This is a genomic window from Nonomuraea sp. B208 (assembly GCF_057536035.1).
The window spans coordinates 285,312-308,464 of the sequence record NZ_BAAJOU010000014.1; the positions used below are offsets into that span (position 1 = coordinate 285,312).

Here is a 23,153-nt window from a genome sequence, read left to right on the forward strand (position 1 = left end):
ACATGGTGAAGGCCGTCGCCCGCGAACGTCGCCGACTCGGGTCCCCGCCACCGGGCGGCATCAGCGCGACCGATCCCAATCCCTTCGGATGGGGACCGTTCGTGGTGCTGTTCATCGTGGGAATGGTCGACCGCATCGAAGCCAACCTGATGTCCGGCGTGCTGCCCCTCATCCAGGAGGAATGGGGTTTCAGCGACACCGCCGCCGGATCGATCCCGACCGCCGCCGCCCTGGCCGCCGCGCTCGTCGCGCTGCCGGCCGGCTACCTCGCCGACCGGCACAGCCGTACGAAGATCATCGCGGTGGTGGTCCTCGTCTGGGCCCTGGCCACCCTGGGCTCCGGCCTGGCCGCCGGCTTCGCCTTCTTCTACTTCACGCGGGTGCTGCTCGCCGCCGCCGAGAACATCGACAACCCCGCCGTCGGCAGCCTGCTCGCCGACTACTACCCCGCCGCGACCCGCATGCAGGTGTACGGCTGGACGCGGATGACCACGTACCTGGGCGGCGTCGGCACGCTGCTCGGCGGCGTCATCGGCCAGGCGTTCGGCTGGCGGGCCGCGTTCCTGCTGATGGCGATACCCGGAGCCCTGACCGCCCTTCTCGTGTGGCGGCTGCGCGAGCCGCAGCGCGGCGAGATGGACCGGATCATGGCCACCGCCGGCGCCTCCTCCGCGCCCGCACCCGCGCCCGGCGCCCTGGTGCCGCCGCAGGCCGGGCCGCCCGAGGCCGACCCCGCCCCCACCCCCGGCGCGACCGCGAAGCGGCCCTTCTGGCCGCAGGTCCGTCAGGTCCTGGCCATCCGCACCCTGGTCCTCGTCTCCCTCGGGGTGATGATCCTGACCCTCGGCCTCGGGGGCGTCTACTTCTGGCTGCCCTCGCTCATGGTCCGCGGGTTCGGCATGGAGGTCGGCGCCGCCGGCAGCCTCAGCGGCGGCATCACCATCGTGGGCGTCCTGGCCGGAACCGTGATCGGCACCCGCCTCGGCAAGCGGCTGCACGGCCGGGTCCCCGGCGGCCGGCTGCTCGTCGGCGGCACCGGCATCACCGCCGGCTCGATCGTCCTCGGCGTCGCCCTGATCACCGACTCGTCCGCGGCCCTGGTGATCCTCCTCCTGCTGGCCGTCACGATCTCCTCCACCGCGATCCCCACCTGCACGGCGTGCATCGCCGACGTCGTGGCCGCCTCGTCGCGGGGCGTCGGCTTCGCCGTCCTGCAGGTCCTGCTGACGATCGGCGCCGCCTTCGGCCCGCTCATCGTGGGCATCGCCTCGGACGCGACCGGCTCACTCCTCGCCGCCATGTACGCGCTGATCGTGCCCATGATCCTCGGCGGGCTCGTGGTGCTGGCCTCCCGCCGCTCGTACGAACGCGAGGCCGCCCGCGTCCTGGAGGACGCCAGGAACTCCTGAACCAGGGTCAAGGGCTGATCAGCCCTGTCCGGTAGGCGATGACGACCAGCTGGGCGCGGTCGCGCGCGCCCAGCTTCGCCATCGCCCGGCTGACATGGGTGCGCGCGGTGGCCGGGCTGAGGAACAGCTCGGCCCCGATCTCCTGGTTGCTCAGGCCCTGCCCCACCAGGGCCAGCACCTCGCGCTCGCGCTCGGTCAGCACCGCGAGCCGGTCCTCCGCGGCCCGGGCGGCCGTACGGCGCGCGGTGAACTGGCCGATGAGCCGCCGGGTGATCCGCGGCGCGAGCAGCGCGTCCCCGGCGGCGATCACCCGGATGGCGTGCAGGAGCTCGGCCGGTCCCGCGTCCTTCAGCAGGAAGCCGCTGGCGCCGGCCTGGAGGGCGTCGAAGACGTACTCGTCGGTGTCGTAGGTGGTGAGGATGAGGACGCGGACCCGCTCCAGCCCGCGCGTCCGGGCGATCTGGGCGGTGGCCTGGATCCCGTCCACCCTGGGCATGCGGATGTCCATGAGGACGACGTCGGGGCGGGTGGCGCGGGCCCGTTCGACGGCCTCGGCGCCGTCGGTCGCCTCCCCCACCACCGTGATGCCGTCCTCCAGGTCGAGCAGGACCTTGAACCCCGACCGCACGAGACCCTCGTCGTCGGCGAGCAGCACCCTGATCGACGCGCCGTCCGGCGGCGGGCCGGCCGCGGTCACAGGCTCGGCCCGGTCGGAGCGAGGGGCAGTCGTGCCCTGACCTCGAACCCGCCGTCCGGGGTCGGCCCCGCGTCGAGCTCCCCGCCGAGCAGCTGACAGCGCTCGCGCATGCCGACGATCCCTCGGCCGGGCCTGACCGGCCCCCTGGGACGCTGCTCCGGGGCGGCCCGGCGGCCCTCGTCGGTCACGCGGATCTCCAGGTCCTCGATCCCCGGCCTGAGCGCCACCGTCACGCGGGTCGGCCCGACGTGGCGGACCACGTTCGTGATCGACTCCTGGACGATCCGGTAGGCCGCGCCTCCCACCGCGCTGGGCAACGGCGCGCCGGGCGCGCTCTCCTCGACCTCGACGTCGAGCCCGGCTTCCCGCGCCTTGGCGGTCAGCTCGCCGATCTGCCCCAGCCCGGGGTACGGCACCCGCTCGCCGTCGTCGTCGTCCCTGAGCACCCCGAGGATCGCCCGCATCTCCCGCAGCGCGCGGGAACTGGTCTGCTCGATGGCGCGCAGCGCCTCGCGGGCCACCTCGGGCCGCTTGTCGAGCACGTGCGCGGTGACGCCGGACTGGACGTTGATGATCGCTATGGCGTGCGCGACGGTGTCGTGGACCTCGCGGGCGATCCGCAGCCGTTCGGCGTCCACGCGCGCCCGCGCCTCCTCCTCGCGGGTGCGTTCGGCCAGCTCGGCGCGTTTCTGGGCCTCGGCCGCGATGACGTGCCTGGTCCGTACGGACTCGCCGAGCGCCGCGCTCATGACCGACGCGCCGATCCTGAAGTACACCCAGCCGATGGCGGCGCCCGGCTCGACGTCGGCCGCGGCGACCAGCCAGCAGGCGGCGAGCACCGAGATGCCCACGCCGGCGATCACCAGCGACCTGCGCCCGTCGCCGTAGGCGGCGACCGTGTAGAGGGCGACGAAGAGCCCGAGCCAGCCGGGCCCGTCGGGGAAGTCGAGGGTGTAGTACGCCAGGCTGGCGAACGCGGTGACGAGGAACACCGGCACCGGCCACCGGCGGCGCACGGCGACGGCCAGGCCGCTCACGATCAGCAGGACATAGCCGAGGTCGCCCAGGTCGGTGAGGGGACGCTGGACCACCTCGCCGGCATTGCGCACCATCGTGCCCTGAACCTGCATCACGGTGACGAAGAGCGCGAGCAGCACCTCCTGCGCCGGCATCGGCAGGCGCAACGACGCCACGCGGTGTTTCATGCCGCGATCCTACGGTTCCTCCACGTCGAGCGCCCTCCGCCCAGACGCGCGGCCGCCTACGACGACGGGCGTAGCGAGGGACGAGCCGGCTACGCGGAACTACGTAGCCGTCGCCGACCGCAGGCGGAGGCCGGGGGCGCCGCGACGGCGCGACGATCGAGGCCGTCACCCCCGTCGAAAGGAATCCCGATGTCCGTCCCTCACCTGCTGGCGACCACGAACGTTCTGGCCCAGCCCGTCGACGCCTACGCCATGACCACCGGGCGCCTCTGGTCCATGGTGGGCATAGCGCTGGGGCTGGCCGGCGTCGTCATCGGCGCCCTGGCGCTGGCCCGCCGCTCAAGCCGCCCCGTCACCAGGAGAAGGGGGGCGATCGTGGCCCTGGCGGCGGGACTGGCCGGCACGGTCGTCGGCGCGCTGGTCGTGGCCGCCGCCGAGGGTGGCCCCGGCACGGGCTACGGCATCGTCGGGGGCTGGGTGTGCCTGGTGGTCGGGCCGGTCGCCATGATCCTCGGCGGGCTGGTGATGGCCCGCGTCCGCCGCACCTCAGCCGAATACATCAAGCAGGTTTGATGTATTGTGCGGAGCATGGAGCTGTCCGGCCGGGCCGTACCGCCGCCGTTCGTGCGGCTGGCCGCCCATGAGGTGCGCTGGCGGCTGCTGAGCGAGCTGGCGCACGGCGACCTGCGCGTGCGCGAGCTCGTCGCCCTCGTCGGCGAGCCGCAGAACCTGGTCTCCTACCACCTGCGGCTGCTGCGCTCGGCCGGGCTGGTCACCGCCCGCCGCAGCAGCTTCGACGGCCGCGACAGCTACTACCACCTGGACCTGGAGCGCTGCGCGGACGCGCTGGCCGCCGCCGGCGCCGCCCTGCATCCCGCGCTGCGGCCGTCTCCCGCCGAGACCGCCGGGACCGCCGAGACCCCCGGCGCGGCCGGCGCTTCGGCGGGGGCGCCCGCCGTGCTGTTCCTGTGCACCGGCAACAGCGCCCGCTCACCCGTCGCCGAGGCCCTGCTGCGCCACCGCACCGGCGGCCGCGCCGAGGTGACCAGCGCCGGCAGCCACCCCAAGGACCGCCTGCACCCCGACGCCGTACGCGTGCTGCGCCGCCGGTACGACATCGACGTCGCCGACCGGCGCCCACGGGGCCTGGACACGCTGACCGGCCGCCGCTTCGACTACGTGATCAGCCTGTGCGACAAGGTCCGCGAGGTCTGCCCCGACTTCGGCGGCCACCCGCGACGCCTGCACTGGAGCATCCCCGACCCGGCCGCCGACCAGGACGGCTACCCCGCCTTCGATCGCACCGCCGCCGAGATCGACACCCGCGTCCGGCACCTGCAACCCGTCCTCTTCCCCGTCCCACGCCAGGAGGTCCGGCCATGACCGCAGCCGACCAGGTCGCCAGCGTCCGCTACATCGTCGACGACGTCCGCGCGGCCGTCGACTTCTACACCGCCCACCTCGGCTTCACCGTCAACTTCGACGCCGCGCCCGCCTTCGCCGACGTGGTACGCGGACCGCTGCGGCTGCTGCTGTCCGGCCCTGCCAGCTCCGGCGCCCGCGCCACCCCCGCCCAGGACGCCGGCGCCGGCCGCAACCGCATCCACCTCGTCGTGGGCGACCTGGACGCCGAGGTCGCCCGGCTGCGCGAGGCGGGCCTGCCGTTCCGCAGCGACGTGGTCACCGGCCCCGGCGGCCGCCAGATCCTGCTCGCCGACCCCGCCGGCAACCTGGTCGAGCTGTTCCAGCCCGCCTCCTGAACGCGGCAGAACGGCGACAGTATCGTGGGTCCGGGGAAACGGGAGGTCACCGTGGCGGGCACGTCCGCCGGTAAGGACCGGTTGGAGCGGCGCCTCGGCCTGACCGACGCCGTCGTCATCGGGCTGGGCTCCATGATCGGCGCCGGGGTCTTCGCCGCCTTCGCTCCGGCGGCGCGCGCGGCCGGCTCGGGGCTGCTGCTCGGGCTGGCGCTGGCCGCGCTGGTCGCCTACTGCAACGCCACCTCCTCGGCCCGGCTGGCCGCCCGCTATCCCACCTCCGGCGGCACCTACGTCTACGGGCGCGAGCGCCTCGGGGACTTCTGGGGCTACCTGGCCGGATGGGGTTTCGTGGTCGGCAAGACCGCCTCGTGCGCGGCGATGGCGCTGACCGTGGGCGCCTACCTGTGGCCCGAGCAGGCGCACGCGGTCGCGGTGGCCGCCGTGGTGGCGCTCACCGCGGTCAACTACGCGGGGATGCACAAGACCGTCTGGCTGACCAGGGGGATCGTCGTCGTGGTGATGGTCGTGCTGGCCGCCGTCGTGCTGGCCTGCCTGACCTCCGGCGCCGCGGACGCCGCCCGCCTCGACGTGACCTCGGACGCCGGCGTCGGCGGGGTCCTGGAGGCGGCGGGTCTGCTGTTCTTCGCCTTCGCCGGCTACGCCCGCATCGCCACGCTGGGCGAGGAGGTGCGCGACCCGGCCCGGACCATCCCCCGGGCCGTTCCGCTCGCGCTCGGCCTGACCCTCGTGGTCTACGTGGGAGTCGCGGTGGCGGTCCTGTCCGTGCTGGGCGGCGCCGGCCTGGGCGTGGCGACCGCCCCGCTGGCCGAGGCCGTCCGCGCCGCCGGGCTGCCCGCCCTCGCGCCGGTGGTCGGCGCGGGCGCCGCGGTGGCCGCGACCGGTTCGCTGCTGGCGCTGATCCTGGGCGTGTCGCGTACCACGCTGGCCATGGCCCGCGACCGGCACCTGCCGCACGCGCTGGCCGCCGTCCACCCCCGCTTCAAGGTCCCGCACCGCGCCGAGCTGGTCGTCGGCGCGGTCGTGGCGGTCCTGGCCGCCACGGCGGACCTGCGCGGCGCGATCGGCTTCTCCTCCTTCGGCGTGCTGGTCTACTACGCCGTCGCCAATGCGAGCGCGTGGACCCTCACCCGCGCCGAGGGCCGCCCGGCTCGGCCGATCCCCGCGGTCGGCCTGGCCGGCTGCCTGGTCCTGGCCTTCGCGCTGCCGCTCTCCTCGGTGATCGCCGGGGCCGCGGTGCTGGCCGCCGGCGCGGCCGCGTACGGCCTGCGCCGGGCGATGACCGCACGCTCGGCGTGAAGCGACCGCGCCCGGCCAGGGGGAAGCATTACCTCCGTCGCCGCGTCGGATCACCGGCGACCGGGCAGGCATCTGAGGCGACGCGGACAGGCGGGGGATCGGGGACGGATGATGAGCGACGAAGCACGGGACGACCGCGCGGCACCGGACGTGCGCCGCCGCAACGTGCTCGGCCTGCCCGTCGCCCTGGCCTGCGGCGCGGTGGTGCCGGCCGCGTGCGCCACCTCCACCCCCGCCACCCTCGGGAAACAGGCCGGACAAGAGGTGCCGGTCACGCCGCCGGAAGACCTCATGCGCGAGCACGGCGTGCTCAAACGCGTCCTGCTGATCTACCGCGAGGGCATCCGGCGGATCGGCGCGGGCGAGCCGGTGCCGATCCGGCCCCTGCACGCCGGGGCCGGCATCATCCGTACGTTCATCGAGGAGTACCACGAGGAGCTCGAAGAACGCTACGTCTTCCCTCGCCTGGTCAAGGCAGGCAAGCTGACCGACACCGTCCCCGTCCTGGTCCGGCAGCACCAGCGCGGCCGCGTGCTGACCGGCCGCGTCCTGGACGTCACCGCCAGAGCCGTCCCCCAGCGGGCCCGTCGCGACCTCGCCGCCGACCTGGCGGCGTTCGTCCGCATGTACGAGCCCCACGAGGCCCGCGAGGACACCGTGGTCTTCCCCGCCATGCGCGAGGTCATCCCGCCCAAGGAGTTCAGCGAGCTGGCCGAGACCTTCGAGGACGAGGAGCACCGCCGCTTCGGCCCGGCCGGCTTCACCGGCGTCGTCGGACAGGTCGCCGACATCGAGAAGACGCTCGGCATCTACGACCTGAACCAGTTCACCCCTCGCCGGTGACCCTGCCCGAACGCTGACGCGAGCTGGAGACGGGACGGCCCTGCCGCGCGGCCTAAACTGCCGGTCATGGCACCGAGACGCAGGCGCGACCCTGCGGAGTCACGCGCCGAGCTGCTGGCGGCGGCGGCCGAGCTGATCAGGCAGCGGGGCCCGGACAACGTGAGCCTGCGGCAGATCGCCGAGGCCGCCGGGGTCGCCCACGGGCTTGTGTCCCACTATTTCGGCAGCTATGCCGCCCTGGTCAGGGAGGTGCTGCGCGTCGAGAACGACCGCATCGAGGCGCGGGTACGCGAGCGCATCCGCGCCGAGGGCGGCGTGCCGCTGGCGGCGGACATCATGGACGTGGTCTTCGACACGCTGGCGGACGAGCGCTACCTGCGCCTGTTCGTCTGGGCGGAGATGCACGCCGACTACCGGGGCGCCACACGGCCGGCGCTGGTGGAGCTGGTCGACACGATGGAGACCGGGATCAGGGACGCGCTCGGGGGCCGGCCCGTGCCGGGCAGGGCGCGGATCGAGGCGGTGGTGCTGATCGGGCTCTCGGCCGCGTACGGCTTCGCCATCGGCGGCCGGTCGTGGCTGGCGGGCCTGGGTCACGACCCCGACGACCCGGCGCACGCGGCGGAGTTCCGCGTCCAGCTCGCGCGGATGATGGGCGCCCACATGGTGGAGGAGTCCGGGGTGGAGGAGTCCGGCAGGGAGGAGTCCGGCTGACTTGTTCTCCAGTTGGAGAATAAGATGGTCCTGCCCGCTGATTCCGCAGACAGGACCGAGAGCATGGCCGAGCACGCCACCCCCTTCCCCGACCGCCAGACCCGCCCCTCCGACGAGGAGCGTGAGCGGGCGGCCCGGCGGCTCCAGGACGCCGCCGCCGCGGGCCGGATCGAGCTGGCCGAGCTGGACCAGCGGCTGAACGAGATCTACGGGGCCCGGACCCGTGGCGAGCTCGCGCACGCGGGCCGCGGCCTGCCCGAGCCGACACGCGCCGACTCGCTGGTGGTGGCGGAGGAGCCCGGCTCCCGCTTCGCCTTCAGCGTGTTCGGCTGGTTCAGCCGCAAGGGGCGCTGGGTCGCGCCGCGGGCGTTCACGTCGTTGTCGATGTTCGGCGGCGGCGAGATCGACCTGCGCGACGCCCGCTTCGCGAGCCAGGAGATCCGGGTGCGCGCCTTCGCCCTGTGGGGGTACACGGAGGTGATCGTGCCCGACGACGTGGAGGTCGAGGTCAAGGGGTTCGGCCTGTTCGGCGCGTTCGACAGGAGTGCGGTCCGCGCCAGGCGGGGGGCGCCGCGGGTGGTCATCAGCGGCCTCGCGCTGTTCGGCGGCGTCGGCACGAAGACCAAGCCGGCACCGGGACCGTCCCACGACTGAGGCGGCAGTGGCGGGCCCGCGCCGTCCATGTCACACTCACTGTTATAGAACTCTTTCGAGAGTTCTATAACGACGGGAGTATGGCATGCGAAACGTGCTGCCCTGGCGGGAGCCGGCCACGCCGGCCGGGACGATGGGCGAGCCCCTGACGCGGGGCCGGTTCGGCGAGTACGGCGGACGGTACGCCCCGGAATCCCTCGTGGAGGCCTGCCGCGAGGTGGACGAGGCGTTCCGGGAGGCGTGGGCCGATCCGGGGTTCCGCGGCGCCCTGGCGCGGCTGCTCGCCGTGCACGCCGGGCGGCCGACCCCGCTCACGCCGGCCCGCCGGCTGTCGGAGGCGCTGGGCGTGGAGCTCTACCTCAAACGCGAGGACCTCACCCACACCGGATCCCACAAGATCAACAACGTGCTGGGCCAGGCCCTGCTGGCCACCCGGATGGGACGGCGCAGGCTGATCGCCGAGACCGGCGCGGGCCAGCACGGCGTGGCCACCGCGACCGCCGCCGCGCTGCTCGGGCTGGAGGCCACGGTCTTCATGGGCGAGCGCGACATCGAGCGACAGGCGCTGAACGTCTTCCGCATGCGCATGCTCGGCGCCGAGGTCGTCCCGGTGACCACGGGCAGCCGCACGCTCAAGGACGCCACCAGCGAGGCCATGCGGCACTGGGTGGGCGCGACCGCCGACTCCCACTACTGCATCGGCTCGGTCGTCGGGCCGGATCCGTACCCGTGGCTGGTCAGGGAGTTCCAGCGGGTCATCGGCGACGAGGCCCGCGCGCAGTGCGCCGCCGAGCTGCGGACCGGCGTGCCGGACCACGTGGTCGCGTGCGTCGGCGGCGGCTCCAACGCGGCCGGCACGTTCGCCGGGTTCGCCGACACCCCGGCACGGCTGGTCGGCGTCGAGGCCGAGGGCGGAGCGGGGGCGGCCCGCGGCCGGCTCGGCGTCCTGCACGGCTCCCGCTCGCTGTTCCTGCAGGACGACGACGGGCAGATCGTCGAGGCGCACTCCGTGGCCGCCGGGCTCGACTACCCGGGCGTCGGCCCGGAGCACGCCCACCTGCGCGACCTCGGCCGGGCCCGCTACGTGACGGTGACCGACGACGAGGCGATCGCCGCGGCCGTACGGCTGGCGCGCACCGAGGGCATCGTCCCCGCGCTCGAATCGGCCCACGCCCTCGCCTGGGTGATCCGCGCGGCCGGCGACGGAGAGCTGGCCGCGGGATCGACGGTGCTCATGACGTTGTCCGGCCGGGGCGACAAGGACGTCTCGACGCTGAAGGAGCTGCTGTGACGAACTCCGCCCTGACCGCCGGCGCGGTCGAACGCCACCTGCGCGCTCGCCGGGACGCCGGCCGCGGCCTGCTCATGCCGTACGTCACCGCCGGGATCACGCCCGGCTGGACCGGCTACCTGCGGGCGTTCGCCGCCGCCGGGGCGGACGCGATCGAGGTCGGCCTGCCCTTCTCCGACCCCACGCTGGACGGCGTCACCATCCAGCAGGCCAGCCAGGCGGCGCTCGACCGGGGGGCGAGCACCCGCCGCATCCTCGCCGACCTGTCCGGGCTGCCGGACCTGGGCGTGCCGCTCGTCGTCAGCACCTACTACAACCTGGTGCTGCACGACGGCCCCCGGGCCTTCTGCGAGGCGCTGCGCCGGGCCGGGGTGAGCGGCCTGATCGTGCCCGACCTGCCGGTGCACGAGGCCGACGAGCTGACGGACGTCGCCGCCGCCGCCGGGATCGAGCCGGCCCTGCTGGCCTCGCCGTCCACGCCGCGGGAGCGGCTGGCGGAGATCGCCCGTCACAGCCGCGGATTCGTGTACGCGGTGTCGGTGATGGGCACCACCGGCGAGCGGACCGCGCTCGCCGCCTCGGCGGCGGAGCTCACCGGACGGATCAGGCACGTCACCGACCTGCCGGTCTTGCTAGGATTCGGCATCTCCACCCCGGACCAGGCACGCGAGGCCCGCCGGCACGCCGATGGCGTCGTGGTCGGCGCCGCGGTCATGCGACGGGTGCTCGACGGGGCCGGACCGGACGACCTGCAGTCCTTCCTCATGACCCTGCGGCAAGCCCTCGACCAGGAGTGTGACCGACCACGATGACCCCCGACGCCGGGCACGAGGCGAGATACCGCGCCATCGCCGCCGACCTCGCCACGAAGATCCGGTCGGGACATTACGCCCCAGGGGAGGCGCTGCCGCCGCAACGGGAGCTGAGCGCCTCCTACGGGGTGACCCTCATGACCCTGCGCCACGCGCTGCGCGAGCTCAGCGACGAGCGGCTGATCGTCCAGCGGCCCGGCAAGGGCACCTTCGTCGCCCCGCCCCACCTGGCCTACCAGCTCGACTCGCTCCGCAGCCTGGCCGACGACCTGCGCGGGCAGGGCCATGACGTGCGCACCGAGGTGATCGGGCGGGCCGTGCGCAAGGCCCCCGCCGGGATCGCCGCCGAGCTGCGGCTGCGTCCGGGCGACAGCGCCCTGCGGCTGGAGCGGGTCCGCGAGTTCGCCGGGCGGCCCGCCGTGCACCAGGTGTCCTGGGTCCGCCGGCCGGTGGCCGACGCGATCCGCGACCGCGACTTCACGGCCGTCTCCCTCTACACGGCGCTCGCCGACGCGGGGGTGGCGGTCGCCCGGGCGTCGGAGGTGGTCCGGCCGGGGCTGCTCGACGCGGCCGCCGCCCGGCACCTGCACGAGGCGCCGGGCGGCCCGGTGCTCGTCAGCACGCGGATCACGTACGCGCTCGACGCCACGCCCGTGGTGTCCGACCACGCCACCATCCTCGGCAGCATGATGGAGATCCGCACCGAACGCGCCGCCACCGGCCTCTCCCTCACCTGGGGCGCCACGAGCTGAGCGCCCGGCGTCAGACGCAGCCGCGCGCCTTCACGGAGAAGGCCGGGACGGTCAGGCTCGCGCTGCTGGAATGCGGCGTGACGTGGACCGTCGCGCCTTCGAAGCGGAGTTCGTACGCGCCGGGCCCACGGCAGGCGTAGTAGTCGGTGTAGGTGCTGGTGTTGCCGGAGCGGGCGATGTGGACCCTGTTGCTGCGCGGCTCGGTCCAGGCGTTGACGCCGTCCTTCAGCAGCGACAGCTTCGAGCTCATCGAGCAGTCGGAGTTGGACCACAGGACGACGCCGTGCCAGCACTCCAGGGTGAGGGTGTCGGTCGGCTCCAGGGTGCGCTCGCCGAAGACGTGGGTCTTCCACGCTTCGGTGAGGCAGATGGTGACCCTGGCGGAGTAGTCGCCGGAGGCTACCTCCTTACTGGCGCAGCCGCGGGGAGGGTGCTGCGAGGCGGCGAAGGCGGCCTGCGGGGCGGCGGTGAGGGCTGCGGCGGCGGTGAGCAGCACGGTCAGGCCGTGCATCGGGTTCGTCATGAGGCCGAGATTACCTAGAGTGATAATAAAACAACACAGAGTAATCTTGCCCAGGGCATACCGCGTATGCATACTGAGTATTCATGTCGATCAGACACGGGCTGCTCGCTCTGCTCAGCACGGGACCCCGCCACGGCTACCAGTTGCGGGTCGAGTTCGAGGCGTCCACAGGGGCGACCTGGCCGCTCAACATCGGCCAGGTCTACACGACGCTGTCCCGGCTGGAGCGTGACGGCCTGGTCGAGCCGGGCGAGTCGGACGAACAGGGCCGGGTCGCCTACACGATCACCGCGGCCGGCCGGGAGGAGCTGGCGCGGTGGTTCGGCACCCCGGTCGTCCAGTCCGACCGGCCGCGCGACGAGCTGGTCATCAAACTGGCCATGGCCGTCGCGGCCGGCCGGGCGGACGTCGCCGAGGTCATCCACAAGCAGCGGACGGCGACCATGCGCGCCCTCCAGCAGCTGACCACGGCCAAGCGCGCGGCCACGGACGGCGCCGCCCAGCGGCTCGTGATCGACTCCATGATCTTCCAGGCCGAGGCCGAGCAACGGTGGCTGGACCACTGCGAGGCCGTTCTGAAGGAGGAGAGATGACGTACGTACGGCTGGCCGGGGTGACCAGGGTCCACGGCGAGGGAGCCACGGCCGTGCACGCGCTCAAAGGCGTGAGCCTGGAGGTGGACGTGGGCGAGCTGGTCGCGGTCATGGGCCCGTCCGGGTCCGGCAAGTCGACCCTGCTCAACCTCGCGGGCGGGCTCGACCGGCCCACCTCCGGCACGGTGCACGTCGGCGAGCGGGACCTGGCGGCCGTACGCGATCTGGCGGCGCTGCGGCGGCGCAGCGTCGGCTACGTCTTCCAGGACCTCAACCTGATCACGTCGCTGACCGCGGCCGAGAACGTGATGCTGCCGCGCGAGCTCGACGGCGTGCGCTCGGGCCGGGCCAGGCAGGAGGCCCTGGCCGTGCTGGCGGAGATCGACAGCGCCGACCTGGCCGACCGCTTCCCCGAGGAGCTGTCCGGCGGGCAGCGCCAGCGGGTCGCGATCGCCCGCGCCCTCGTCGGCGAGCGGCGCCTGCTGCTGGCCGACGAGCCGACCGGCGCGCTCGACACGCGCACCGGCGACGAGATCCTGCGGATATTACGCGCCCGCTCCGACGCGGGCGCGGCGGTCCTGCTGGTCACCCACGAGCCGCGCTACGCCGCCTGGGCCGACCGGGTGGTGTTCCTGCGCGACGGGATGATCGCCGACACCACGGACACGCCCCCGGCGAGCGCCCGATGAGCGCCCTGCCGGCCGCGCTGCGCATCTCCCGCAGGAGCGCGTGGCGTTCGCGGGGGCGCAGCGCGCTCATCATGGTGATGATCGGCCTGCCGGTGCTGGTGATCACGGCGCTGTTCACCGTCGTCGAGACCATGAACGTCTCCGCCCGTGAGGGGCAGACGGCCGAGTTCGGCGCGGCCGACGCCCGCATCTGGCAGGCTCCCGCGGGCACGGAGCTCCGCCAGGAGCCGAACGGGGCGAGCTGGAGCACGGGCGACGACGGAGCGTCCGCCGCCCCGCGCAGCCCGTCCGAGGTGGCGGCCCTGCTCGGGCCCGGCACCCGGCTGGTCCCCTTCACCGCCGGCGTGTTCCGGCGGGGGGCCGAGCGGATCGACGCGCTGCGGATCGACCTGCGCGACCCCCTCACCAAGGGGATGCTGACGCTGACCGAGGGCAGACTGCCCGGGGCCGGGGAGGTCGTCGCGACCCCCGCGTCCGGCCTGCGGCCCGGCGAGGTCCTGCGGCCGCCCGGCGCGGCCCCGCTGACCGTGGTGGGCGTGGTGGAGCATCCGCACCGGCCCTCGCTCCGGCAGGTCGTGGGTCCCGATGTCTCGCCCGTGCAGGCGGAGGAGTTCTGGTCGCCGCACGAGTACGGCCCGGGCTGGCTGGCCGACACCCCGAAGCCGGTGACCTGGGACGACGTCCCCGCGCTGAACGCGGCCGACCTGTACGTCACCTCCCGTGCCATGATCTCGGACTCGGCCCGGACCCTGGCCCGTCCCGGCCCGATGAACGTCGCGGGGACCGCCGGGCTAGGCGTCATGGTGATCATGGTGGTGCTGGAGACCGTACTGCTGGCCGGGCCCGCCTTCGCGGTCGGGCTCAGAAGACGGCGGCGGGAGCTCGCCGAGATCGCGGCGCAGGGCGGCTCCGCCGCGCACCTGCGGACGATCGTGCTGGCCGACGGGCTGGTCCTCGGCGGTGCGGCTGCGGTCGTGGCGACGGTGCTGGGCGTCGGGGCCGGCGCGCTCGGCGCCCCGCTCGTGGCGCGCTGGACGGAAGGGATGGTCGGCCCGGTGGACGTGCCATGGGCGGCGGTGCTGGCCGTGGCCGCGCTGGGCCTGTTCTCCGGGATCACGGCGGCGCAGGTGCCCGCCGCCCAGGCGGCCCGGCAGGACACCGCGAGCGTGCTGGCCGCCCGCCCGCCCGTGGCCGCCGACGGGCCTGGACGGCCGCTGGCCGGGGTCGTGCTGGTGCTGGCCGGGCTGGGGGCGACCCTGGTGGCGCGCCGCCAGTCGGAGCCGGTGTGGGTGTGGGCCGCCGCGGTGCTGATCATGATCGGGCTGCTGGTGCTGACCCCCTGGCTGGTCCGCTTCACCGGACGGGCGGCCACGCGGCTGCGGCTCCCGCTGCGGGTGGCCGTCCGCGACGCGGTCCGCCACCGCTCCCGTACGGCGAGCGCCGTCGCGGCCGTCATGGCGGTCACCGCCACGGCCGTCGCCATGGGCATCGGCGTGCAGAGCGAGTACATGGACCGGCGCAACGCCTACACCTCGGCGCGCCCGACCGGCATGCTCGCGATCTGGGGCGGCACCATGAGCGACGCCACCTGGGGCAGGCTGCGCGCGGAGGCGGCCCGGCTGCTGCCCGGAGTGCCGTTGGCCTCCGGATACCAGGCGCAGGACGCCCAGGGCCGCCGCTACGCGCTGCGGTACACCGTGAAGTGGAACGGCATCCGTACCCGTCGCACGGCGGCCATCGGCGACCGGGCCCTGCTCAGGCTCCTTCAGGGGCGGGACGACCCGCGGGCGGCCGAGGCGCTGGCGAGCGGCAAGGCCGTGGTGTTCGACCCGGCCGCGGTGCGCGACGGCAAGCTGGCGCTGCGGGCCGCCTCCACGTCCGGTCCCCCGCGCAGGCTCGACGTGCCGGCGGTGGTCGCCGTGCCGGCCGAGGAGCACCAGGGCGGCGCCCTGCTGCCCCGCGCGCTCGTCGAGCAGGCGGGGTTCACCACGGCCGAGCGCCAGCTCTACGCGATGTACCGGCCGCCGGCCGACTCCACGCTGGGACGCGATCTCGCCAAGGTGACCGGCCGGGTCACGGTCGCCTCCGAGGAGGGCTACCGCAACCTGCCCGATCCCGGCTTGCTGGGCTGGCTCGTGGGCGCCGTCGTGCTCGCCGCCGGCGGCACGCTGGCCGCGACCGGCCTGGCGGCGGCCGACATGCGGCCCGAGCGGGCGACGATGCTGGCCATCGGCGCGCCGCCGGCGACGTTGCGGCTGGTGGTGGCCGGTCAGGCGCTCTACGTCTCCGGGCTCGGCGCGCTGATGGGGCTGGCCGCGGGGACGGTGACGGGCGTGGCGCTGAGCCGGCCGATGACGACGCACGGAGCCGGCGACCCCGCCACGATCGCCGTGCCGTGGCCGTTCGTGATCGCCGTGGTGGCCGGGCCGCCCGTCCTGGCGACGGCCGCGGCGCTGATCACCAGGACCAGGCTGCCCCTAACCCGCCGGCTCCAGTGACCCGGCGCCGCCCCCGGGCAGGAGCGCGCGCAGCCCGGCCGTGTCGATGACGTGGGCCAGCCGCGGGAAGACGCCGGTCATCAAAGCCCGGTGGACGTCCGGGTCCGGGTCGGCGACGGCGTCGGAGAGGACGTAGAGCCGGTAGTCGCGGTCGGCGGCGTCGGTGACGGTGGACAGCACGACGCCGCTGGTGGTGACGCCCGCGACGACCAGGGTGGTGATCCCGCGCTCCCGCAGCCGCCGGTCCAGGTCGGTCGTGGACAGGGCGCCGACGCGGGTCTTGCGCACGACGATGTCGCCGGGCTCGGGAGCGAGCCGGTGGTGGACGGCCGTGGCGGGGTCGGCGTGGTGCAGGAGGCGCTGCCGGCCGAGGAAGGCGAAGGTCTCGTTGGCCGGCGGGATCGACGCCCAGTCGGCCTCGGTGAATCCGACGCGTACGTACGCGATGGCGGCGCCGTGCGCGCGCATTTCGGCGACGGCGCCGGCCACCCGCGCCAGCGGCTCGGCCGGGTCGGGGAGCACGGCCAGGGTCGCCTCCTGGTAGTCCAGGACGAGCAGGGCGGTCGTGCGGGGGTCCAGCGGCGGGACGGTCATCGTCTTCTCCTTGTCGGATGGGGTCAGGCCAGGTGGGAGGCCGGGTCGGGCGAGGGCGCGGCGGCGGCGCGCCGGGGAAGCAGCAGCGGGGTCGCCAGCAGCAGCACACCGGCCAGCGCGATGGCCGGACGCGGGCCGAGCAGGCCGCCCAGCACCCCCCAGACGGCGGTCAGGAGCGCGGTCGAGGCCCGGGTCGTCACCGTCCAGGCCGACAGCGTGCGGGTGACCCGGCCGGACGGGGTGCGTTCGAGGCGGCAGGTGGCCTGGACGGGGTTGAAGACCCCGCAGCAGAAGATGAGCCCCAGCTCGACGGCCATGACCAGGACCAGTCCCCCGGTGCCCGGCCCCACGAAGGCGAGGCCGGCGGGCCAGAGCGCGCGCAGCACCCCGGACGCGACCAGCACCCGGTGCTGCCCGAACCGGGCGACGAGCGGCCGGGCCAGCCGCGCGCCGAACAGCCCGCCGATCGCGGGCACGGCGAAGGCGAGGCCGTACTGCCACGGCGCGAACCCGAGCTCGCCGAGCATCAGGACGGCGAGCAGCGCGTCGATCGCCATCACCAGGCCGTTGAACAGGGCGGTGTTGAAGAACAGCGGCCGCAGCGTCGCGTCGGCGAGGATGTGCCGCCAGCCGTCGAGCAGGTCCCCGGCCCGCAGGCGCGCGGCCGGCCGCGGCTCGGGGCTCGGCTCACGGCCGCCGATCGCGCGGATGCCGAGGGCCGACAGCAGGTAGCTGACCGCGTCGGCCAGCACCGTCGCCACCGGGCCGAGCAGCCCGATCGCCGCGCCGCCGAGCGGCGGCCCGACGATCGTCGTCGTCCAGGACGTGGACTCGAAGCGGGCGTTGGCGACGAGCAGGTCCCCGGCCGGCAGCAGCGTCTTCAGGTACGCGCCGGACGCGGCGCGGAAGGTGATGTCGGCCGCCGCGGACACGACCGACACCAGCAGGAGCTGGGCGAAGGTGAGGACGCCGAGCGCGTACGCGGCCGGGATCGTCAGCAGCGCCGCGAACCGTGCCAGGTCCATCCCGATCAGCACCGGCCGTTTGTGCCGGAACTCCACCCACGGGCCGAGCGGCACTGCCACGGCCGCGCCCACGGCCGCCCCGACGGCGGACAGCGCGGCGACCTCCGCCGGCCCCGCGTGCAGCACCTGGACGGCGATCAGCGGGAACGCGCCGAAGGCCAGCCAGGTGCCGAGGGCGCTGGTCCCGTACGCTGCCCAGAGCCACCCGAAGTCCCGCCCCAGCCGATGCCCGCTCCGCATGCTCCACGCTCCTCGTCGCCACAACCGATCCGTGATCGAGGAGCATCAAAGCGTGCGACGGAGCAGGTGATCAAACAACCCGGATCGGCTCAGCCACAACCGGCGGTTGTACCGCTAGGGTGTCGGCGTGGATCTCGACACCGTAAGGACCTTCGTCGCCGCCGCCGACGCGGGCCAGTTCCAGGAGGCGGCCGCCGAGCTGGCGATCACCCAGCAGGCCGTCTCCAAGCGCGTCGCCGCGCTGGAACGCGACCTCGGCGTCCGGCTGTTCACCCGGACGCCGCGCGGCGCCGTGCTCACCATCGACGGGCAGGCGTTCCTGCCCCACGCCCGTGAGCTGCTGCGGGTCGCCGAGCGCGCGGCCGGGTCGGTGCGGACCGGCAGCCGGCCGTTGCGCGTCGATGTGATCACCTCGCGCAGCGCGCAGTCGGGCCTGATGCGCGCCTTCCACCAGGCCCACCCCGAGATCGAGCTCGGCGTGGTGATGCTGCACGACATCGACGCGGCCGTCGCCGCCCTCCGGTCCGGCACGATCGACGCGTCCTTCCGCGCGGTCGACGCGCCCGGCCGGCCGCTCCCGGAGGACCTCGCGTCCGTACGGGTGCTCGACGAGCCGCTCGAACTCCTCACCGGGCCCGCGCACGCGCTGGCCTCCGCCCGCTCGGTGCCTCTGGCCCGGCTCGCCGGGCATCGCATCTGGATGCCCGGCCTCGCCCCCGGCACCGAGTGGGCCGCCTACTACGACGACCTGGTGGCCGCGTTCGGCCTCACCATCGAGGCGACGGGCCCCAACTTCGGCTCCGACGTGCTGCTCGACACGATCGCCGACACCCCGGCGCTGGCCACGTTCATGGGCGGGCACACCCGGCTCGTCTGGCCCTCCGGCCACGGGCTGCGCCGCATCCCGGTGACCGATCCCGTGCCGGTCTACCCGCACTCGCTCCTGTGGCACCGCGACAACCCCCACCCCGCGCTGGCCACCCTCCGCGACCATCTCGCCGCCGCGGCGAACCACGGCGCGGCCGGGACCTGGGTGCCTGAGTGGGCGGCGGATCAGTCGAGGACCTCCACGTAGCCGTCGGTGCCGTTGAGCCGGATCCGCTGGCCGTCCCTGATGAGCCCGGTGGCCCGTTCGACGCCGACGACGGCCGGCAGGCCGTACTCGCGGGCGATCACCGCCCCGTGCGTCATGGGGCCGCCCACCTCCGTCACCAGCCCGGCGGCGGCCACGAACAACGGGGTCCAGCTCGGGTCGGTGTAGGCGGTGACCAGGATGTCGCCCGCCTCCAGGTCGGCCCGCGCCATGTCCGTGACGACCCTGGCCCGGCCCTCGACGGTCCCGGCCGAGGCGGGCAGGCCGGGCAGCGCGCCTGGCGGGACGTCGTCCCGCCGGTAGCGGCCCGTGACGACCTCGCCTTCCGAGGTGAAGACCCGGGGCGGGGTGAGCGTCTCGTACGACCGGAACGCCGCCCGCCGCTCCGCGACGAGCCCGGCGTCCGCCTCGCCGGTGCGCACGACCTCCCGCAGCTCCTCGAAGCGCAGGAAGAACACGTCGTCGCGCTCGCGCAGCACGCCGGACCGGACGAGCCGGTCGGCCTCGCGCAGCAACGCCTGCTTGTACGCGAAGTAGCGGCTGATCATGCCGTACTTGGGGTATTCGCGGTAGCCGGTGAAGGCGCGGACGCGGTCGATCATCCGCTTGGTCTCCTCCGCCTTGCGCTCCCCGTCGGGCAGGTCGCGCAGCCGCGCCAGCACGTCCTGTTCCTTGCGCCGCGACTCCCGCAGTCCCTGCTCGAAGTGCCGCCGGCCGGCGCCCGGTTCGAAGTTCCTGACGTTGCCGAGGATGGTGGGCACGAGCATGGCGGGGTTCTCGCTCCAGCGCGTCCGGGTGATGTCGATCTCGCCCGCGCAGCGCATGCCGTACTCGTCGAGGAAGCCCAGGATGGCGTCGCGCGCCTCGCGGCCGCCGGGCAGCCCGGCCAGCTCGTCCAGGAAGTCCGGGCCCTCGCGGCCTTCGTCGGCGACGCGGCGCAGGTGCGCCACGACCTCGGCGTGCGGCCGGACCGCGTCGGCGACGTCGAGGAGCGCCAGCCCCATCTCGGAGGTGACGTTGTGCGGGACCGACTGGGTGAGCACGTCGGCGGCGTTCTTCTCCCCCAGCCACGTCTCCAGGTGGTCGTTGAGCCACCAGGACGCCTGCATGCCCGCCATGATCGCCTGGTAGCTGCGCGGGCTGAACAGTCCGCGCCGCAGCTCGGCGAGGTCGGCCAGGACGAAGTCCAGCAGCTCGGGCCCGGACAGGGTCGCGATCGTGCGCCGCAGGGTGGCGAGGTGCTCCTGGTCGGCCTCGATCAGCTCGGTGACGACGGCCGGATCGGGCTCGGCCGGTGCGGGCGGGACCGGCGGCGCGGCGGCGGCCGGGTCGTCAGGCCGTGAAGGGATGAAGTCGCCGCGGTCGATGACGGTCCGCAGGGCGTCCCGCATCCACGGGTCGTCCTTGCCCAAGGTCGCGAAGAGCCCCTCCCGGCCCCGGGGCGTCGCCAGCTGGGCGGCCACGTCGACGAACAGCCGCCCGCCGGCCTCGTACATCGGCCGTGGCGTCGTCAGCTGCCACACCGACAGCCCCAGCGGCTTCATCGCGTCCGTCATCATCTGCTGGTGACCGACGGAGACGTAGACGTGGTTCTCCTCGTCGCCGGCCTCCGGGACGGGGAACAGGGTGGTGATCGGCCGGCTCTGGACGACGTGGACGTCGTCGCCGGTCAGGCACCACTCGATGTCCTGGGGGCGGCCGAAGTGCGCCTCGATCCGCCGGCCCAGCCGGGCCAGGGCCACGACCTGGGCGTCCGTCAAGATCGGCCGCGTCTCGGCGGCGAGCGCCGTGGCACGGACCTGGTCGTCGCGCACCGCGTAGACGTCACCGGTGACCCGGCCGGAGACGAGCGCCTCGCCGAGCCCCTGGACGGCCTGCACCGTGGCGACCTTCCGGTTGGAGGTCACGGGATCGGCGGTGAACAGCACCCCGGCCGCGTCCGGGTGCACCATCCGCTGGACGACCACGGCCATCAGCACCTTGCGGTCGTCGAAGCCGTTGCGCCGCCGGTAGGTGACCGCCCGCTCGGTGAACAGCGACGCCCAGCACCGCCGGACCTGCCGGACGATCTCCGCCAGGCCCACGACGTCGAGGAAGGAGTCCTGCTGCCCGGCGAAGGACGCGCCCGGCAGGTCCTCGGCCGTGGCGCTGGAACGCACCGCGTACGCGGCCTGCGCCCCGAGCCCGTCGAGCGCGTCGCCGATCGCCGCCACGAGGTCGTCCGGCACGGTGACGTCCTCGATGACGCCGCGGATCTCGGCGCTCAGGACGCGGATCGCCTCGCGGTCGTCCGGATCCACGCGGGACAGCCGGTCGAGCCGGTCGCCGAACGACGGTGCCGCGGCCACCACCCGGCGGAAGGCGTCCGTCGTGACGCAGAAGCCGTCCGGCACGCGGACGCCGTCGATCCGTGAGAGCTCGCCGAGGCCCACCCCCTTGCCGCCGACGTCCGCGAGGTTGGTCGAGTCGATCTGCGCGAAACCCAGCACGTAGCCCACTTCGTTCGCTCCATCGTTCGTCGGGTCGGTACGCAACGGGCAAGTATGGAGCACTTTTTGGCTTCTCATGAGGGGCGATGATCTGCTATAGAGTGAAAAGGGAGGGAGCCGCGCGGATGTCACGCGCCGGGCCTGATCAGGCCGCTCTCGTAGGCCAGGATGACCAGCTGGACCCTGTCGCGCACGTCCAGCTTGGCGATGGCCCTGGTGATGTGGGTCTTGGCGGTCAGCGGGCTGATGGAGAGGCGCTCGGCGATCTCGTGGTTGGAGAGTCCGAGCGCCACGAGCTTGACCGTCTCCAGTTCCCGTGAGGTGAGGGCGGCCAGCCGCTGCCCGGCGCCGGGCGTGAGGTCCTGCCGGTGGGCGAACTGCTCGATGACGCGCCGGGTCACGCCCGGCGACAGGAGCGCGTCCCCGCCGGCGACGGCGGCGACCGCCCGGCGGAGCTCGGCGGGTTCGACCTCTTTGGTGAGGAAGCCGCTGGCTCCGGCCCGCAGGGCGGCGAAGACGTGCTCGTCGGTGTCGAACGTGGTCAGGATGATGACGCGACACCCGGGAGCGGCCGGGCCGGTGACGATGCGGCGGGTGGCGGTGATCCCGTCGGTGCCCGGCATGCGGATGTCCATGAGGACGACGTCGGGGCGGGTGCTCGCGGCCAGCCGTACGGCTTCGTCGCCGTCCTGGGCTTCGCCGACGACCGTGATGTCCCGGGAGCGGGCCAGCAGGCTGCGGAAGCCGGCCCGTACGAGTGCCTGGTCGTCGGCGAGGAGCACCTTGATCGTCATGCCGTCGAGCCTGCCACAGGGATGTCGGCCCGCACGGCGAAGCCGCCGCCGGGGAGGGGTCCCGCGGTGAGCGTGCCCCCGAGCGCGCTCACCCGCTCGCGCATGCCGGCCAGACCGTGACCTTCGGCGACGTCGGTGCCGCCCGGGACGCTGCGGCCGTCGTCGGTGATCTCGACGGTGATCGAGCGGGGCTGGTAGCCGATCGTCACCCCGGCCCTGCGCGCCCCCGCGTGCTTGAGCGTGTTGGCGAGGGATTCCTGTACGACGCGGTGGACGGCGATGGCGGTGATGGCGGGGACGGCCGCGCGGTCGCCGTGCTCGTCGAGGGTCACCTCGAGACCGGCGGCGCGGGCGTCGGCGACGAGGGTGTCCAAGGAGGCCAGATCCGCCTGGGGCGTGGTGCCGCCGGCATCGTCACGCAGGATCGTGATGAGGGAGCGCAGGTCGGTCATCGCCCGGTTCCTGACGTCCTTGGCCACGCGCAGCGCGGCGGCGGCCGCTGCCGGGTCGTCCTCCAGGGCGTCGGCGGCGACGTTGAGCTGCACGCCGACGACGGCCAGCGTGTGGGCGATGACGTCGTGCACCTCGTGCGAGACGCGCAGCCGTTCCTCGGCCGCGTGCGCGCGGCTGTCGGTCTCGCGCAGCCGCCCGCGCCAGCGGGTCGCGGCGGCGTAGGTGACGCCCGCGCCGACGAGGATCGTCAGGAGCAGTCCTTCCCCCGCGACGTGGATCACGTAGCGGGTCACGTTGTGGTCCAGGATCCAGCGGGCGTCGACCGCCGAGTAGACCAGCTGGGCCAGACCGATGACGGGCACCCAGCGCACCCGTGAGGTGGTGGCCGCGGTGAAGTAGGCGACCGCGGCCGGCCAGATCCAGCCGGCGGGCGACCAGTGCACGGCGAGGTGATAGACGAAGATCCCGCCGATCGACAGCAGCAGCACGGTCATCGGCCGGCGGCGTCTGACCAGCAGGAGCCCGCCGAGGAACAGCCCGAGGGGAATCGGGCCGTGCCAGGGGCTGCGCACCCCGGTGGCGAGCGCCACGGCGACGAAGAAGACCAGGGTGAGGACGGCGAGCGTGATGTCGACGATCCAGGCAAGGTGCCGGACGGGCGCGGGTTCACGTCGGGGGGACGGTTCGGCCATGCGGAGGCTCTTTCTC

23 protein-coding genes are annotated in these 23,153 nt (G+C 74.1%); 15 read left to right on the plus strand and 8 right to left on the minus strand.

What is annotated here, in order from left to right; all coding sequences use genetic code 11:
- The first annotated feature begins 2 nt into the window (after nt 1-2).
- A complete protein-coding gene (locus tag AC27IY_RS11955) occupies nt 3-1,409 on the plus strand; it encodes an MFS transporter (protein ID WP_423446741.1) in 1,407 nt (468 codons plus the stop codon).
- Between the two features lie 7 nt (nt 1,410-1,416).
- On the opposite strand, the gene AC27IY_RS11960 is transcribed toward AC27IY_RS11955, so the two are convergent.
- Nucleotides 1,417-2,106: a response regulator transcription factor gene (locus AC27IY_RS11960; RefSeq protein WP_344215924.1), complete on the minus strand. Its 690-nt coding sequence runs from the start codon at nt 2,104-2,106 to the stop codon at nt 1,417-1,419.
- On the minus strand, nt 2,103-3,311 hold the full coding sequence (locus AC27IY_RS11965; RefSeq protein WP_487177975.1) for a sensor histidine kinase: 1,209 nt from the start codon (nt 3,309-3,311) through the stop codon (nt 2,103-2,105). Before AC27IY_RS11965 ends, AC27IY_RS11960 begins: the two co-directional genes overlap by 4 nt.
- A gap of 189 nt (nt 3,312-3,500) precedes the next feature.
- On the opposite strand from AC27IY_RS11965, the gene AC27IY_RS11970 reads away from it, so the two are divergent.
- The 10 genes from AC27IY_RS11970 (at nt 3,501) to AC27IY_RS12015 (ending at nt 11,454) form a co-directional block, all read left to right on the plus strand.
- Nucleotides 3,501-3,884 (plus strand): DUF6223 family protein, encoded by a 384-nt coding sequence (locus tag AC27IY_RS11970; protein ID WP_423471138.1) that lies wholly within the window; start codon nt 3,501-3,503, stop codon nt 3,882-3,884.
- 15 nt (nt 3,885-3,899) lie between these two features.
- Nucleotides 3,900-4,694: a metalloregulator ArsR/SmtB family transcription factor gene (locus AC27IY_RS11975; protein WP_487177976.1), complete on the plus strand. Its 795-nt coding sequence runs from the start codon at nt 3,900-3,902 to the stop codon at nt 4,692-4,694.
- Complete coding sequence (locus AC27IY_RS11980) at nt 4,691-5,071, plus strand: VOC family protein (protein WP_487177977.1); 381 nt, start codon at nt 4,691-4,693, stop codon at nt 5,069-5,071. The genes AC27IY_RS11975 and AC27IY_RS11980 overlap by 4 nt, the downstream gene beginning before the upstream one ends.
- Nucleotides 5,072-5,122: 51 nt before the next feature.
- Nucleotides 5,123-6,388, plus strand: a complete 1,266-nt coding sequence (locus tag AC27IY_RS11985) for an APC family permease (RefSeq protein WP_487177978.1) — start codon at nt 5,123-5,125, stop codon at nt 6,386-6,388.
- Nucleotides 6,389-6,499: 111 nt separating this feature from the next.
- Nucleotides 6,500-7,231 (plus strand): hemerythrin domain-containing protein, encoded by a 732-nt coding sequence (locus tag AC27IY_RS11990; protein ID WP_423471132.1) that lies wholly within the window; start codon nt 6,500-6,502, stop codon nt 7,229-7,231.
- Nucleotides 7,232-7,297: 66 nt separating this feature from the next.
- Complete coding sequence (locus AC27IY_RS11995) at nt 7,298-7,945, plus strand: TetR/AcrR family transcriptional regulator (RefSeq protein WP_487177979.1); 648 nt, start codon at nt 7,298-7,300, stop codon at nt 7,943-7,945.
- 63 nt (nt 7,946-8,008) lie between these two features.
- Nucleotides 8,009-8,599, plus strand: coding sequence for a DUF1707 SHOCT-like domain-containing protein (locus tag AC27IY_RS12000; protein WP_487177980.1), 591 nt, complete (start codon nt 8,009-8,011; stop codon nt 8,597-8,599).
- A gap of 85 nt (nt 8,600-8,684) precedes the next feature.
- A complete protein-coding gene (gene trpB, locus AC27IY_RS12005; protein WP_423446723.1) occupies nt 8,685-9,890 on the plus strand; it encodes a tryptophan synthase subunit beta in 1,206 nt (401 codons plus the stop codon).
- Complete coding sequence (trpA, locus tag AC27IY_RS12010) at nt 9,887-10,702, plus strand: tryptophan synthase subunit alpha (RefSeq protein WP_423446721.1); 816 nt, start codon at nt 9,887-9,889, stop codon at nt 10,700-10,702. Before trpB ends, trpA begins: the two co-directional genes overlap by 4 nt.
- Complete coding sequence (locus AC27IY_RS12015; protein WP_364457635.1) at nt 10,699-11,454, plus strand: GntR family transcriptional regulator; 756 nt, start codon at nt 10,699-10,701, stop codon at nt 11,452-11,454. Before trpA ends, AC27IY_RS12015 begins: the two co-directional genes overlap by 4 nt.
- A 10-nt stretch (nt 11,455-11,464) precedes the next feature.
- On the opposite strand, the gene AC27IY_RS12020 is transcribed toward AC27IY_RS12015, so the two are convergent.
- Entirely contained in the window at nt 11,465-11,977 is a 513-nt protein-coding gene (locus AC27IY_RS12020) for a hypothetical protein (protein ID WP_487177981.1), read from the minus strand.
- Nucleotides 11,978-12,060: 83 nt separating this feature from the next.
- Between AC27IY_RS12020 and AC27IY_RS12025 the strand changes: the two genes are divergently transcribed.
- From AC27IY_RS12025 to AC27IY_RS12035, 3 genes are read left to right on the plus strand one after another with little or no spacing between them, the layout of a single operon-like run.
- The gene (locus AC27IY_RS12025) at nt 12,061-12,570 is read left to right on the plus strand and encodes a PadR family transcriptional regulator (protein WP_364457639.1); all 510 of its coding nucleotides are present in this window, start codon (nt 12,061-12,063) and stop codon (nt 12,568-12,570) included.
- On the plus strand, nt 12,567-13,259 hold the full coding sequence (locus tag AC27IY_RS12030; RefSeq protein WP_449953142.1) for an ABC transporter ATP-binding protein: 693 nt from the start codon (nt 12,567-12,569) through the stop codon (nt 13,257-13,259). The genes AC27IY_RS12025 and AC27IY_RS12030 overlap by 4 nt, the downstream gene beginning before the upstream one ends.
- Entirely contained in the window at nt 13,256-15,757 is a 2,502-nt protein-coding gene (locus AC27IY_RS12035; RefSeq protein WP_487177982.1) for an FtsX-like permease family protein, read from the plus strand. Before AC27IY_RS12030 ends, AC27IY_RS12035 begins: the two co-directional genes overlap by 4 nt.
- On the opposite strand, the gene AC27IY_RS12040 is transcribed toward AC27IY_RS12035, so the two are convergent.
- Both AC27IY_RS12040 and AC27IY_RS12045 read right to left on the minus strand, forming a co-directional pair.
- Nucleotides 15,737-16,351 carry a cysteine hydrolase family protein gene (locus tag AC27IY_RS12040; RefSeq protein WP_487177983.1) on the minus strand — a complete coding sequence of 205 codons (615 nt, stop codon included), beginning with the start codon at nt 16,349-16,351 and terminating at the stop codon, nt 15,737-15,739. The two genes, AC27IY_RS12035 and AC27IY_RS12040, sit on opposite strands and share 21 nt — an antisense overlap.
- 23 nt (nt 16,352-16,374) lie before the next feature.
- Nucleotides 16,375-17,616: an MFS transporter gene (locus tag AC27IY_RS12045; RefSeq protein ID WP_487177984.1), complete on the minus strand. Its 1,242-nt coding sequence runs from the start codon at nt 17,614-17,616 to the stop codon at nt 16,375-16,377.
- A 127-nt stretch (nt 17,617-17,743) separates the two neighbouring features.
- Between AC27IY_RS12045 and AC27IY_RS12050 the strand changes: the two genes are divergently transcribed.
- Nucleotides 17,744-18,691, plus strand: coding sequence for a LysR family transcriptional regulator (locus AC27IY_RS12050; protein WP_487177985.1), 948 nt, complete (start codon nt 17,744-17,746; stop codon nt 18,689-18,691).
- On the opposite strand, the gene rph is transcribed toward AC27IY_RS12050, so the two are convergent.
- The 3 genes from rph to AC27IY_RS12065 all read right to left on the minus strand — a co-directional run bounded on the left by rph (nt 18,670) and on the right by AC27IY_RS12065 (nt 23,137).
- A complete protein-coding gene (gene rph / locus AC27IY_RS12055) occupies nt 18,670-21,207 on the minus strand; it encodes a rifamycin-inactivating phosphotransferase (RefSeq protein WP_487177986.1) in 2,538 nt (845 codons plus the stop codon). The two genes, AC27IY_RS12050 and rph, sit on opposite strands and share 22 nt — an antisense overlap.
- A 119-nt stretch (nt 21,208-21,326) precedes the next feature.
- The gene (locus AC27IY_RS12060; RefSeq protein ID WP_364457652.1) at nt 21,327-21,992 is read right to left on the minus strand and encodes a response regulator transcription factor; all 666 of its coding nucleotides are present in this window, start codon (nt 21,990-21,992) and stop codon (nt 21,327-21,329) included.
- Complete coding sequence (locus AC27IY_RS12065; protein ID WP_487177987.1) at nt 21,989-23,137, minus strand: sensor histidine kinase; 1,149 nt, start codon at nt 23,135-23,137, stop codon at nt 21,989-21,991. Before AC27IY_RS12065 ends, AC27IY_RS12060 begins: the two co-directional genes overlap by 4 nt.
- Nucleotides 23,138-23,153: the final 16 nt, after the last annotated feature.

Excerpts from the sequence above, each read along its gene's own strand:
- AC27IY_RS11955 (WP_423446741.1), top strand. The coding sequence starts at position 3 with ATGGTGAAGGCCGTCGCCCGCGAACGTCGCCGACTCGGGTCCCCGCCA.
- AC27IY_RS11965 (WP_487177975.1), bottom strand. The coding sequence starts at position 3,311 with ATGAAACACCGCGTGGCGTCGTTGCGCCTGCCGATGCCGGCGCAGGAG.
- AC27IY_RS11970 (WP_423471138.1), top strand. The coding sequence starts at position 3,501 with ATGTCCGTCCCTCACCTGCTGGCGACCACGAACGTTCTGGCCCAGCCC.
- AC27IY_RS11975 (WP_487177976.1), top strand. The coding sequence starts at position 3,900 with ATGGAGCTGTCCGGCCGGGCCGTACCGCCGCCGTTCGTGCGGCTGGCC.
- AC27IY_RS11980 (WP_487177977.1), top strand. The coding sequence starts at position 4,691 with ATGACCGCAGCCGACCAGGTCGCCAGCGTCCGCTACATCGTCGACGAC.
- AC27IY_RS11990 (WP_423471132.1), top strand. The coding sequence starts at position 6,500 with ATGAGCGACGAAGCACGGGACGACCGCGCGGCACCGGACGTGCGCCGC.
- AC27IY_RS11995 (WP_487177979.1), top strand. The coding sequence starts at position 7,298 with ATGGCACCGAGACGCAGGCGCGACCCTGCGGAGTCACGCGCCGAGCTG.
- AC27IY_RS12000 (WP_487177980.1), top strand. The coding sequence starts at position 8,009 with ATGGCCGAGCACGCCACCCCCTTCCCCGACCGCCAGACCCGCCCCTCC.
- trpB (WP_423446723.1), top strand. The coding sequence starts at position 8,685 with ATGCGAAACGTGCTGCCCTGGCGGGAGCCGGCCACGCCGGCCGGGACG.
- AC27IY_RS12015 (WP_364457635.1), top strand. The coding sequence starts at position 10,699 with ATGACCCCCGACGCCGGGCACGAGGCGAGATACCGCGCCATCGCCGCC.
- AC27IY_RS12020 (WP_487177981.1), bottom strand. The coding sequence starts at position 11,977 with ATGACGAACCCGATGCACGGCCTGACCGTGCTGCTCACCGCCGCCGCA.
- AC27IY_RS12025 (WP_364457639.1), top strand. The coding sequence starts at position 12,061 with ATGTCGATCAGACACGGGCTGCTCGCTCTGCTCAGCACGGGACCCCGC.
- AC27IY_RS12030 (WP_449953142.1), top strand. The coding sequence starts at position 12,567 with ATGACGTACGTACGGCTGGCCGGGGTGACCAGGGTCCACGGCGAGGGA.
- AC27IY_RS12035 (WP_487177982.1), top strand. The coding sequence starts at position 13,256 with ATGAGCGCCCTGCCGGCCGCGCTGCGCATCTCCCGCAGGAGCGCGTGG.
- AC27IY_RS12040 (WP_487177983.1), bottom strand. The coding sequence starts at position 16,351 with ATGACCGTCCCGCCGCTGGACCCCCGCACGACCGCCCTGCTCGTCCTG.
- AC27IY_RS12045 (WP_487177984.1), bottom strand. The coding sequence starts at position 17,616 with ATGCGGAGCGGGCATCGGCTGGGGCGGGACTTCGGGTGGCTCTGGGCA.
- AC27IY_RS12060 (WP_364457652.1), bottom strand. The coding sequence starts at position 21,992 with ATGACGATCAAGGTGCTCCTCGCCGACGACCAGGCACTCGTACGGGCC.
- AC27IY_RS12065 (WP_487177987.1), bottom strand. The coding sequence starts at position 23,137 with ATGGCCGAACCGTCCCCCCGACGTGAACCCGCGCCCGTCCGGCACCTT.